Source organism: Enterobacter sp. 186315 (assembly GCF_053290175.1).
The window spans coordinates 281610-294336 of the sequence record NZ_JBPTTK010000002.1; the positions used below are offsets into that span (position 1 = coordinate 281610).

Consider the following 12727-nt stretch of genomic DNA (forward strand, 5'->3'; position numbering starts at 1 on the left):
GCGGGTTCTTTAAAACAAGCAACAACGAGTGGCGATTAAGCCAGTTTGTTGATCTGCGCGGTCAGGTTTGCTTTATGACGCGCTGCTTTGTTTTTGTGGATCAGACCTTTAGCAGCCTGACGATCCACGATTGGTTGCATTTCGTTAAATGCGTTCTGCGCAGCAGCTTTGTCGCCAGCTTCGATTGCTGCGTATACTTTCTTGATGAAGGTACGCATCATAGAGCGACGGCTTGCGTTGTGCTTACGAGCCTTTTCAGACTGTACGGCACGTTTCTTAGCTGATTTGATATTAGCCAAGGTCCAACTCCCAAATATGATCTATGTGGACAATTCAAAGGCCGAGGAATATGCCCTCTATACCTTCTTTTGTCAATGGATTTGTGCAAATAAGCGCCGTTAATGTGGCGACGCTACGTTACGTAGTGATGGCGCAGGATTCTACCAGCTTGTGTTCCCTGAATACAGCTTTTCGGCATAAAAATCGCAGTTCGCGGGCAGTTTTTTTCACTCAGAAAGGTCAGCGTGATGAAATCATTACGGCTTTCTGTTTTGCGTGAACAATCGCCGGTTAACCTTAATCGCTGTACAAGGTATACTTTGGCGATTTTCACTGTTTTGAGCCAGTCATGAAGCTGATACGCGGCATACATAATCTCAACAAGGCGCCACACGGGTGCGTGCTGACCATTGGTAATTTCGACGGCGTGCATCGTGGGCATCAGGCGCTGTTACAAGGATTGCGTAAAGAGGGCGAGGCCCGTGGCCTGCCCGTTGTCGTCATGATTTTTGAGCCACAGCCGCTGGAGCTGTTTGCGGGCGAGAAGTCTCCCGCTCGCCTCACTCGCCTGCGCGAGAAGTTGCGCTACCTGGCCCAATGTGGCGTGGACTACGTGCTCTGCGTGCGTTTCGATCGCCGTTTTGCGGCGCTGACCGCACAAAATTTTGTCGGCGACCTGCTGGTGAAGCAGCTTGGCGTGCAGTTCCTCGCAGTGGGCGATGATTTCCGCTTTGGCGCTGGTCGTCAGGGCGATTTCTTGTTATTACAGAAGGCTGGCCTGGAGTACGGTTTTGACGTGACCAGCGCGATGACCTTCTGCGAAGGCGGCGTTCGCGTCAGCAGTACCGCCGTTCGACAGGCGCTGGCCAATGATGAGCTCGATACCGCAGAGAACCTGCTCGGTCATCCGTTCACCATCTCGGGCCGCGTGGTGCATGGCGATGCGCTGGGGCGCACCATAGGTTTCCCGACGGCGAATATACCGCTGCGTCGTCAGGTTTCCCCGGTTAAAGGGGTATATGCGGTTGAAGTGGCCGGACTAGGCGACAAGCCCTATTTCGGTGTTGCCAATATTGGCACGCGTCCAACGGTTGCCGGTGTTCGACAACAGCTGGAAGTGCATCTGTTAGACGTTGTAATGGACCTCTACGGTCGCCATATAGATGTAATACTGCGTAAAAAGATACGCAATGAGCAGCGATTTGCTTCACTGGACGAACTGAAAGCGCAAATCGCGCGCGACGAATTAACGGCCCGCGAGTTTTTTGGGCTTTAGAACCGGCTTAACTGCCTACGTGATAAATACGGAACCGAGAATCTGATGAGTGACTATAAATCTACCCTGAATTTGCCGGAAACAGGGTTCCCGATGCGCGGCGATCTCGCCAAGCGTGAACCGGGAATGCTGGCGCGTTGGACCGATGATGACCTGTACGGCATCATTCGTGCAGCCAAAAAAGGCAAAAAAACCTTCATTCTGCATGATGGCCCTCCATATGCGAATGGCAGCATTCATATTGGTCACTCTGTAAACAAGATTCTGAAAGACATTATCGTGAAGTCCAAAGGACTCGCGGGCTTTGACTCGCCTTACGTTCCGGGCTGGGACTGCCACGGTCTGCCGATCGAGCTGAAAGTGGAGCAAGAGTACGGCAAGCCGGGTGAGAAGTTCACCGCCGCAGAATTCCGTGCGAAGTGCCGCGAATACGCTGCCACCCAGGTTGACGGTCAGCGCGCTGACTTCATCCGTCTGGGCGTGCTGGGCGACTGGTCGCACCCGTACCTGACCATGGATTTCAAAACCGAAGCCAACATCATCCGTGCGCTGGGTAAAATCATCGGCAACGGCCACCTGCACAAAGGCGCGAAGCCGGTGCACTGGTGCGTGGACTGCCGCTCTGCGCTGGCGGAAGCGGAAGTGGAGTATTACGACAAAACCTCCCCATCTATCGACGTGGCGTTCCAGGCCGTCGATCAGGATGCGGTGAAGGCCAAATTTGGCGTGTCGTCCGTAAACGGCCCGATCTCCCTGGTTATCTGGACCACCACCCCGTGGACCCTGCCAGCGAACCGCGCGATCTCCCTGTCCGGTGAGTTTGAATACGCGCTGGTTCAGGTAGAAGGTCAGGCGGTTATCCTGGCGAAAGATCTGGTTGAGAGCGTGCTGAAACGCGCGAACATCACCGACTACACCGTGCTGGGCACCGTGAAAGGTGACGCGCTGGAGCTGATGCGCTTCAAACACCCGTTCCTGGACTTCGACGTGCCGGCGATCCTCGGCAACCACGTTACGCTGGACGCGGGTACCGGTGCGGTGCATACCGCAGGCGGCCACGGTCCTGACGACTACAACATCAGCCTGAAATACGGTCTGGAAATCGCTAACCCGGTTGGCCCGGACGGTTCTTACCTGCCTGGCACCTACCCGGCGCTGGACGGTATCAACGTCTTCAAAGCGAACGACATCATCGTCGATATGCTGCGCACCAGCGGCGCGCTGCTGCACGTTGAAAAAATGCAGCACAGCTATCCGTGCTGCTGGCGCCACAAGACGCCAATCATCTTCCGTGCGACCCCGCAGTGGTTCGTGAGCATGGATCAGAAAGGCCTGCGTGCGCAGTCTCTGAAAGAGATCAAAGGCGTGCAGTGGATCCCTGACTGGGGCCAGGCGCGTATCGAATCCATGGTCGCTAACCGCCCTGACTGGTGTATCTCCCGTCAGCGTACCTGGGGCGTGCCGATGTCTCTGTTCGTGCATAAAGAGACGCAGGAACTGCATCCAAATACCCTGGAACTGATGGAAGAGGTGGCGAAGCGCGTTGAAGTTGACGGCATTCAGGCGTGGTGGGATCTCGACTCCCGCGACATCCTGGGCGCTGATGCGGATAACTACGAGAAAGTGCCAGATACCCTGGACGTATGGTTCGACTCCGGTTCGACCCATGCTTCAGTCGTCGACGTGCGTCCTGAATTTGCAGGCCACGCAGCCGACATGTATCTGGAAGGTTCTGACCAACACCGCGGCTGGTTTATGTCATCTCTGATGATCTCCACCGCCATGAAGGGTAAAGCGCCTTACCGTCAGGTACTGACCCACGGCTTCACCGTGGATGGTCAGGGCCGTAAGATGTCCAAATCCATCGGTAACACCGTTTCTCCGCAGGACGTGATGAACAAGCTGGGCGCGGATATTCTGCGTCTGTGGGTGGCATCAACTGACTACACCGGTGAAATGGCAGTATCTGACGAGATCCTGAAGCGTGCTGCCGACAGCTATCGTCGTATCCGTAACACCGCGCGCTTCCTGCTGGCGAACCTCAACGGTTTCGATCCGGTTAAAGACATGGTGAAACCGGAAGAGATGGTGGTGCTGGATCGCTGGGCGGTAGGCTGCGCGAAAGCGGCGCAGGAAGATATCCTGAAGGCCTATGAGTCTTACGATTTCCACGAAGTGGTGCAGCGCCTGATGCGCTTCTGCTCCATCGAGATGGGCTCGTTCTACCTCGACATCATCAAAGACCGCCAGTACACCGCGAAAGCCGACAGCGTCGCGCGTCGTAGCTGCCAGTCTGCGCTGTACCACATCGCAGAAGCGCTGGTTCGCTGGATGGCGCCGATCATGTCCTTCACCGCAGATGAAATCTGGGGCTACCTGCCGGGCGACCGTGAGAAGTATGTGTTTACGGGCGAGTGGTACGAAGGTCTGTTCGACCTCTCCAGCACCGAAGCGATGAACGACGCTTATTGGGAAGAGCTGCTGAAAGTGCGTGGCGAAGTGAACAAGGTTATCGAGCAGGCGCGTGCCGACAAGAAAGTCGGCGGCTCGCTGGAAGCGGCGGTGACCCTGTACGCAGAGCCTGAACTGGCGGCTAAACTGACGGCGCTGGGCGATGAATTGCGATTTGTCCTGTTGACCTCCGGTGCGAAAGTTGCGGATTATGCCGACGCGCCTGCTGATGCTCAGCAGAGCGAACTGCTCAAAGGACTGAAAGTCGCGCTGAGCAAAGCCGACGGTGAGAAATGCCCGCGTTGCTGGCATTACACCACCGATGTCGGTCAGGTGGCGGAACACGCAGACATCTGCGGACGCTGTGTAAGCAACGTCGCCGGTGACGGCGAGAAACGTAAGTTTGCCTGATGAGTAAAACTCTTTCTTCAACAGGACTGCGCTGGCTGTGGCTGGTTGTGGTAGTGCTGATTATCGATCTGGGCAGCAAATTCCTGATCCTCCAGAACTTCGCTCTGGGGGATACGGTGCCGCTGTTCCCGTCCCTTAATCTTCACTACGCGCGCAACTACGGCGCGGCGTTTAGTTTCCTGGCTGACAGCGGTGGCTGGCAGCGCTGGTTCTTCGCGGGTATCGCTATCGGTATCTGCGTCATACTGGCGGTGCTGATGTACCGTTCGAAAGCGACGCAAAAGCTGAACAACATTGCCTACGCGCTGATCATTGGCGGCGCGTTAGGTAACCTGTTCGATCGCCTGTGGCACGGCTTTGTGGTCGATATGATCGACTTCTACGTCGGCGACTGGCACTTCGCGACCTTTAACCTCGCCGACAGCTTCATTTGTGTCGGTGCGGCGTTAATCGTGCTGGAAGGCTTCCTGCCGAAACCGGCCGCGAAAGAGCAGGCGTAGCATCAATGCCGGGTAGCGTTACGCTTACCCGGCCTACCGAATATGCCGACGCTTGTTGGCCGGGTTAGCGAAGCGCTACCCGGCACACAGGCGAGACAACACTAAAGAGCAATCTGCATGTCTAAATCCGTACAGAGCAACAGCGCCATCCTCGTTCACTTCACGCTGAAACTGGATGATGGATCGACGGCTGAATCCACCCGCAACAACGGTAAACCCGCCCTGTTTCGCCTTGGTGATACCTCTCTGTCTGAAGGTCTGGAACAACAGCTTCTGGGTCTGAAAGAGGGCGAGAAAAAGGCGTTCTCGCTGGAGCCTGATGCGGCGTTTGGCGTGCCAAGCCCGGATCTGGTTCAGTATTTCTCGCGCCGCGAGTTTATGGACGCAGGCGAACCGGAAGTCGGGGCGATTATGCTCTTTACCGCTATGGATGGCAGCGAAATGCCTGGCGTGATCCGCGAAATCAACGGCGACTCCATCACCGTCGATTTCAACCATCCCCTTGCCGGGCGTACCGTCCATTTTGATATTGAAGTGCTGGAGATCGATCCGGCACTGGAGGCCTGAAATGCAGATCCTGTTGGCTAACCCGCGCGGCTTCTGCGCCGGTGTAGACCGCGCTATCAGCATTGTCGAAAACGCGCTGGAGCTTTACGGCGCGCCCATTTATGTCCGCCATGAAGTGGTGCACAACCGCTACGTGGTCGACAGCCTGCGCGAGCGCGGCGCTATCTTCATTGAGCAAATCAGCGAAGTGCCGGACGGCGCGATCCTGATTTTCTCCGCGCACGGCGTTTCTCAGGCGGTGCGTAACGAAGCGAAAAGCCGCGATTTGACGGTGTTTGATGCCACCTGTCCACTGGTGACCAAGGTGCATATGGAAGTGGCGCGCGCCAGCCGCCGTGGTGAAGAGTCTATCCTGATTGGGCATGCGGGCCACCCGGAAGTTGAAGGCACTATGGGCCAGTACAGCAACCCGGAAGGGGGAATGTATCTGGTCGAATCGCCGGAAGACGTCTTTACGCTCGACGTGAAAAACGAAGCGCGTCTGTCGTTTATGACCCAGACCACGCTCTCCGTGGACGACACCTCAGACGTGATCGACGCCCTGCGCCAGCGCTTCCCGAAAATCGTCGGGCCCCGCAAAGATGACATTTGCTACGCCACCACCAACCGTCAGGAAGCGGTGCGTGCGCTGGCTGAACAGGCGGACGTGGTGCTGGTGGTTGGCTCGAAAAACTCCTCTAACTCCAACCGTCTGGCCGAGCTGGCTCAGCGTATGGGGAAAGCGGCGTTTCTGATTGACGATGCCACCGACATTCAGGAAACGTGGGTGAAAAACGCGGCCTGTGTTGGCGTCACGGCGGGCGCTTCCGCGCCGGATATTCTGGTGCAAAACGTGATTGCTCGCTTGCAGGAGCTGGGCGGCGGTGACGCAATACCGCTCGAAGGCCGCGAAGAGAACATCGTTTTCGAAGTGCCAAAAGAGTTGCGTATCGACGCTCGCGAAGTGGAATAATCCCTTTTCTGATGAAAGGCCAGCACCTCCTGTGCTGGCCTTTTTTTTTGCCAATGATTTATCGTGCTGACGAAATCATGTCTTTTACTGATATTTAAGTCTGTTTCACGTTAAATTCTAATTATCGGTGTTTTCAGTTGGCAGCCGTTGCGAAGGCTGGTTAATCTGAAAACGGTTTACATCATTTTAACGTAAGAGAATAACTATGCATGATGCACAGATCCGTGTCGCCATTGCGGGCGCGGGTGGACGTATGGGCCGCCAGCTGATTCAGGCGGCGCTACAGATGGATGGCGTGGCGCTTGGCGCGGCGCTGGAGCGTGAAGGTTCATCGCTTCTGGGCGCAGACGCAGGCGAGCTGGCGGGCGCGGTAAAAACCGGCGTGACCGTACAAAGCAGTCTCGACGCGGTGAAAGATGACTTCGACGTTTTTATCGACTTTACCCGTCCGGAAGGGACGCTGAACCATCTGGCGTTTTGCCGTCAGCACGGTAAAGGGATGGTTATCGGCACAACCGGATTCGACGACCTTGGTAAACAGGCCATTCAGGATGCGGCAAAAGAGATTGCTATCGTCTTCGCGGCAAACTTTAGCGTTGGCGTGAACGTCATGCTCAAGCTGCTGGAGAAGGCGGCGAAGGTGATGGGCGACTACACCGACATTGAGATTATCGAAGCGCACCACCGCTATAAAGTTGATGCTCCGTCGGGCACGGCGCTGGCGATGGGTGAAGCGATTGCTTATGCAATGGATAAGGATTTAAAAGACGTCGCGGTCTACTCTCGTGAAGGGCATACGGGCGAGCGCGTTCCGGGCACGATCGGCTTTGCCACCGTCCGTGCGGGTGACATCGTCGGCGAACATACGGCGATGTTCGCCGATATTGGCGAACGCGTGGAGATTACGCATAAGGCGTCGAGCCGCATGACCTTTGCAAACGGCGCCGTGCGCTCCGCACTGTGGCTGAAAAGTAAGGATAACGGTCTTTTTGATATGCGAGATGTGCTCGATCTCAACAATTTATAAACGTTATTACCCATCGTGATGTGGTTATTGCAGTCGTAATGCCTTGATTGCATAGGGCAATATTTTATTGCCCTTTTATTTTGAAGTTTTCATCGCAAATTATATATAAACCATCGAAAAATCGATCATATGCACCCGTTTTCTGTTGCGGTAATGTAAATTTTGACCATCTGGTCTACTTTTTACTGTCTTGCGACATAAATTTTCATTAAACTCGCTGCGCAAGCGATTTCCACGGTGATTTACCCGATCATTTTGTCGCTTAAACCTCATTCCCGCCGCCAGGGCCGCAAAAGAATAAACAAAATATCCGCTTTTAAGTTGACTTTTACCCTCTGAATACCCAGAATGCCGCCGTTTGCCAAAAATCCGCTGGCAACAAATTTGCATTGCGTCATAACGTGGTTGTGAATTAATATGCAAATAAAGTGAGTGAATATTCTCTGGAGGGTGTTTTGATTAAGTCAGCGCTATTGGTTCTGGAAGACGGAACCCAGTTTATCGGTCGGGCCATAGGGGCAACGGGTTCGGCGGTTGGGGAAGTCGTTTTCAATACTTCAATGACCGGTTATCAAGAAATCCTCACTGATCCTTCCTATTCTCGCCAAATCGTTACTCTTACTTATCCTCATATTGGCAATGTCGGCACCAATGCTGCTGACGAAGAATCTTCTCAGGTACATGCGCAGGGCCTGGTCATTCGCGACCTGCCGCTGATTGCGAGCAACTTCCGCAATACCGAAGACCTCTCTTCCTACCTGAAACGCCATAACATCGTGGCGATTGCCGATATTGATACCCGTAAGTTAACCCGTCTGCTGCGCGAGAAGGGCGCTCAGAACGGCTGCATCATCGCGGGTGATAACCTCGATGCGGCCCTGGCGCTGGAAAAAGCGAAAGCTTTCCCGGGTCTGAACGGGATGGATCTGGCGAAAGAAGTGACCACTAGCGAAGCCTACAGCTGGACGCAGGGGAGCTGGACGCTGGAAGGCGACCTGCCGGAAGCGAAACCGGAAAGCGAGCTGCCGTTCCACGTTGTGGCATATGATTTTGGTGCCAAGCGCAACATCCTGCGCATGCTGGTTGACCGCGGCTGCCGCCTGACGGTCGTTCCGGCGAAGACCTCTGCTGAAGAGGTGCTGAAGATGAACCCGGACGGGATCTTCCTCTCCAACGGTCCTGGCGACCCGGCGCCGTGCGACTACGCTATCGACGCCATTAAATCTTTCCTGGAAACCGACATTCCGGTCTTCGGCATCTGCCTTGGCCATCAGCTGCTGGCGCTGGCGAGCGGTGCGAACACCATCAAGATGAAGTTCGGCCACCACGGTGGTAACCACCCGGTGAAAGATATCGACAACAACACCGTCATGATTACCGCGCAGAACCACGGCTTTGCGGTGGATGAGGCTTCCATGCCCGCTAACCTGCGCGTGACGCACAAATCCCTGTTCGATGACACCCTCCAGGGCATCCATCGCACCGATAAGCCAGCGTTCAGCTTCCAGGGCCACCCGGAAGCCAGCCCGGGCCCGCACGACGCCGCGCCGCTGTTCGATCACTTTATCGAACTTATCGAGCAATACCGTAAGACCGCTAAATAATCAGGAGCCGAGAAGACAATGCCAAAACGTACAGACATAAAAAGCATCCTGATCCTTGGCGCTGGCCCGATCGTTATCGGCCAGGCCTGCGAATTCGACTACTCCGGTGCGCAGGCGTGTAAAGCACTGCGTGAAGAGGGCTACCGCGTCATTCTGGTGAACTCTAACCCGGCCACCATCATGACCGACCCGGAAATGGCTGATGCCACCTACATCGAGCCGATTCACTGGGAAGTGGTACGTAAAATCATCGAAAAAGAGCGTCCGGATGCGGTGCTGCCAACGATGGGCGGCCAGACGGCGCTGAACTGCGCGCTGGAGCTGGAGCGTCAGGGCGTGCTCGAAGAGTTCGGCGTGACCATGATTGGTGCGACCGCCGACGCGATTGATAAAGCTGAAGACCGCCGCCGTTTCGACGTGGCAATGAAGAAAATCGGCCTCGACACCGCGCGTTCCGGTATCGCACACAATATGGAAGAGGCGCTGGCGGTTGCCGTTGACGTTGGTTATCCGTGCATCATCCGTCCTAGCTTCACCATGGGCGGCACCGGTGGCGGTATCGCCTACAACCGCGAAGAGTTCGAAGAGATTTGCGAGCGCGGTCTGGATCTCTCCCCAACCAAAGAGCTGCTGATTGATGAGTCGCTGATTGGCTGGAAAGAGTACGAGATGGAAGTGGTGCGTGATAAAAACGACAACTGCATCATCGTCTGCTCCATCGAAAACTTCGATGCGATGGGTATTCACACCGGCGACTCCATCACCGTGGCGCCAGCCCAGACGCTGACCGATAAAGAGTATCAAATCATGCGTAACGCCTCGATGGCGGTACTGCGTGAAATCGGCGTGGAAACCGGCGGCTCTAACGTGCAGTTCTCCGTGAACCCGAAAACCGGCCGTCTGATTGTTATCGAAATGAACCCGCGCGTGTCCCGCTCCTCCGCGCTGGCCTCGAAAGCCACCGGCTTCCCGATTGCGAAAGTGGCGGCGAAACTGGCGGTGGGCTACACCCTCGACGAGCTGATGAACGACATCACCGGCGGTCGTACGCCGGCCTCCTTCGAGCCGTCTATCGACTACGTTGTGACCAAAATTCCACGCTTCAACTTCGAGAAGTTCGCCGGTGCGAACGACCGTCTGACGACCCAGATGAAATCCGTCGGCGAAGTGATGGCGATTGGCCGCACCCAGCAGGAATCCTTGCAGAAAGCCCTGCGCGGTCTGGAAGTGGGCGCGACCGGCTTTGACCCGAAAGTGAGCCTGGACGATCCGGAAGCGCTGACTAAAATCCGCCGCGAGCTGAAAGATGCGGGCGCAGAGCGCATCTGGTACATCGCTGACGCCTTCCGTGCGGGCCTGTCCGTGGACGGCGTGTTCAACCTGACCAACATCGACCGCTGGTTCCTGGTACAGATTGAAGAGCTGGTGCGTCTGGAAGAGAAAGTGGCCGAGCTGGGTATTACCGGCCTGGACGCTGACTTCCTGCGTATGCTTAAGCGTAAAGGCTTCGCCGACGCGCGTCTGGCAAAACTGGCGGGCGTACGCGAAGCGGAAATCCGCAAGCTGCGTGACCAGTACAACCTGCATCCGGTTTACAAGCGCGTGGACACCTGTGCGGCGGAATTCTCCACCGACACCGCCTACATGTACTCGACCTATGAAGACGAGTGCGAAGCGAATCCGTCCGTCGACCGCGACAAGGTGATGGTGCTGGGCGGCGGGCCAAACCGTATCGGCCAGGGCATTGAGTTTGACTACTGCTGCGTACACGCCTCGCTGGCGCTGCGCGAAGACGGTTACGAAACCATCATGGTGAACTGTAACCCGGAAACCGTTTCCACCGACTATGACACCTCCGACCGTCTGTACTTCGAGCCGGTTACCCTGGAAGACGTGCTGGAAATCGTGCGCATCGAGAAGCCGAAAGGCGTTATCGTGCAGTACGGCGGCCAGACCCCGCTGAAGCTGGCGCGTGCGCTGGAAGCGGCAGGCGTACCGATTATCGGCACCAGCCCGGATGCCATTGACCGCGCAGAAGACCGCGAGCGTTTCCAGCAGGCGGTTGACCGTCTGAAGCTGAAACAGCCCGCTAACGCCACCGTGACCGCGATTGAACAGGCGGTTGAGAAGGCGAAAGAGATTGGCTACCCGCTGGTGGTGCGTCCTTCTTACGTGCTGGGCGGCCGCGCGATGGAAATCGTCTACGACGAAGCCGACCTGCGTCGCTACTTCCAGACGGCGGTAAGCGTTTCTAACGATGCGCCAGTGCTGCTCGACCGCTTCCTCGACGATGCGGTTGAAGTGGACGTTGACGCTATCTGCGACGGCGAAATGGTGCTGATTGGCGGCATTATGGAGCACATCGAGCAGGCGGGCGTTCACTCCGGCGACTCCGCCTGTTCTCTGCCAGCGTACACCCTGAGCCAGGAGATCCAGGACGTGATGCGCCAGCAGGTGCAGAAGCTGGCCTTCGAGTTGCAGGTTCGCGGTCTGATGAACGTGCAGTTTGCGGTGAAAGACAACGAAGTCTACCTGATTGAAGTCAACCCGCGTGCGGCGCGTACCGTGCCGTTTGTCTCCAAAGCGACCGGCATCCCGCTGGCGAAAGTGGCGGCGCGCGTGATGGCGGGCCAGACGCTGGCACAGCAGGGCGTTACCAAAGAGATCATCCCACCGTACTACTCGGTGAAAGAAGTGGTTCTGCCGTTCAACAAATTCCCGGGCGTTGACCCGCTGTTAGGGCCAGAGATGCGCTCTACCGGGGAAGTGATGGGCGTGGGCCGCACCTTCGCAGAAGCGTTCGCCAAGGCGCAGCTGGGCAGCAGCTCCACCATGAAAAAATCGGGCCGTGCGCTGCTCTCCGTTCGCGAAGGCGACAAAGAGCGCGTGGTTGACCTGGCCGCCAAGCTGCTGAAACAGGGCTTTGAGCTGGATGCGACCCACGGCACGGCGATTGTGCTCGGCGAAGCGGGAATCAATCCACGTCTGGTGAACAAGGTGCATGAAGGTCGTCCGCACATTCAGGACCGTATCAAGAATGGCGAATACACCTACATCATCAACACCACCGAAGGGCGTCAGGCGATTGAGGACTCCAAGCTGATTCGCCGCAGCGCGCTTCAGTACAAAGTCCACTACGACACCACCCTGAACGGCGGTTTCGCCACGGCGATGGCGCTGAACGCGGATGCTACCGAGAAGGTGATTTCGGTGCAGGAAATGCACGCGCAGATTAGTAAGTAAGTTTGTATGCCCGGTGCCGTTCGGTTGCCGGGCATTCTCCCCCTCTTCGGAACCTTCTGGTTTTTCGACCGCATTCAGTGAGTTAGCCTAAGATTGTTAGGTCACTAACCAAATTCAACTGAGAGCAGGGGAAAACACCATGCAAAATAAACTACTGATCGCCTCCATTTTTGCTGCAACAGCGATGTTCACCGTGGCGGGCTGTTCGTCTAATCAGGCCGTCAAAACCACCGATGGCAAAACGATCGTGACCGACGGGAAACCGCAGGTCGATGACGATACCGGTCTGGTGTCATACAAAAACGCTGAAACCGGTAAAACCGAGCAGATTAACCGTAATGAGGTTAAATCGATGGGCGAGCTGGATAACTAATTCAGAATTTCCATACCGCCTTGTCAATAATATTCGCTATTAGC

Annotated in this window: 10 protein-coding genes and 1 pseudogene; 10 read left to right on the plus strand and 1 reads right to left on the minus strand. The window is 56.1% G+C overall.

Going from position 1 to position 12727, the window contains the following annotated elements; genetic code table 11:
- Positions 1-35: 35 nt before the first annotated feature.
- Positions 36-299: a 30S ribosomal protein S20 gene (gene rpsT / locus ACSVHP_RS03730; protein ID WP_003856458.1), complete on the minus strand. Its 264-nt coding sequence runs from the start codon at positions 297-299 to the stop codon at positions 36-38.
- A gap of 151 nt (positions 300-450) precedes the next feature.
- On the opposite strand from rpsT, the pseudogene ACSVHP_RS03735 reads away from it, so the two are divergent.
- From ACSVHP_RS03735 to ACSVHP_RS03780, 10 genes and pseudogenes are all read left to right on the plus strand, one after another.
- A pseudogene (locus ACSVHP_RS03735) lies at positions 451-621 on the plus strand (DUF2575 domain-containing protein).
- 7 nt (positions 622-628) lie between these two features.
- The gene (gene ribF, locus ACSVHP_RS03740) at positions 629-1555 is read left to right on the plus strand and encodes a bifunctional riboflavin kinase/FAD synthetase (RefSeq protein ID WP_234673873.1); all 927 of its coding nucleotides are present in this window, start codon (positions 629-631) and stop codon (positions 1553-1555) included.
- A gap of 45 nt (positions 1556-1600) precedes the next feature.
- Positions 1601-4417, plus strand: a complete 2817-nt coding sequence (ileS, locus tag ACSVHP_RS03745; RefSeq protein WP_447551030.1) for an isoleucine--tRNA ligase — start codon at positions 1601-1603, stop codon at positions 4415-4417.
- Entirely contained in the window at positions 4417-4917 is a 501-nt protein-coding gene (lspA, locus tag ACSVHP_RS03750) for a signal peptidase II (protein ID WP_234673875.1), read from the plus strand. The genes ileS and lspA overlap by 1 nt, the downstream gene beginning before the upstream one ends.
- Positions 4918-5034: 117 nt before the next feature.
- Positions 5035-5484: an FKBP-type peptidyl-prolyl cis-trans isomerase gene (fkpB, locus tag ACSVHP_RS03755; RefSeq protein ID WP_234673876.1), complete on the plus strand. Its 450-nt coding sequence runs from the start codon at positions 5035-5037 to the stop codon at positions 5482-5484.
- A 1-nt stretch (position 5485) separates the two neighbouring features.
- Positions 5486-6436 carry a 4-hydroxy-3-methylbut-2-enyl diphosphate reductase gene (gene ispH, locus ACSVHP_RS03760; RefSeq protein ID WP_417314159.1) on the plus strand — a complete coding sequence of 317 codons (951 nt, stop codon included), beginning with the start codon at positions 5486-5488 and terminating at the stop codon, positions 6434-6436.
- Between the two features lie 205 nt (positions 6437-6641).
- Positions 6642-7463: a 4-hydroxy-tetrahydrodipicolinate reductase gene (dapB, locus tag ACSVHP_RS03765; protein WP_447551031.1), complete on the plus strand. Its 822-nt coding sequence runs from the start codon at positions 6642-6644 to the stop codon at positions 7461-7463.
- 455 nt (positions 7464-7918) lie between these two features.
- Positions 7919-9067 (plus strand): glutamine-hydrolyzing carbamoyl-phosphate synthase small subunit, encoded by a 1149-nt coding sequence (carA, locus tag ACSVHP_RS03770; protein ID WP_447551032.1) that lies wholly within the window; start codon positions 7919-7921, stop codon positions 9065-9067.
- Between the two features lie 18 nt (positions 9068-9085).
- Positions 9086-12310, plus strand: coding sequence for a carbamoyl-phosphate synthase large subunit (carB, locus tag ACSVHP_RS03775; RefSeq protein ID WP_447551033.1), 3225 nt, complete (start codon positions 9086-9088; stop codon positions 12308-12310).
- 139 nt (positions 12311-12449) lie between these two features.
- The gene (locus ACSVHP_RS03780; protein WP_234673881.1) at positions 12450-12683 is read left to right on the plus strand and encodes a YgdI/YgdR family lipoprotein; all 234 of its coding nucleotides are present in this window, start codon (positions 12450-12452) and stop codon (positions 12681-12683) included.
- Positions 12684-12727: the final 44 nt, after the last annotated feature.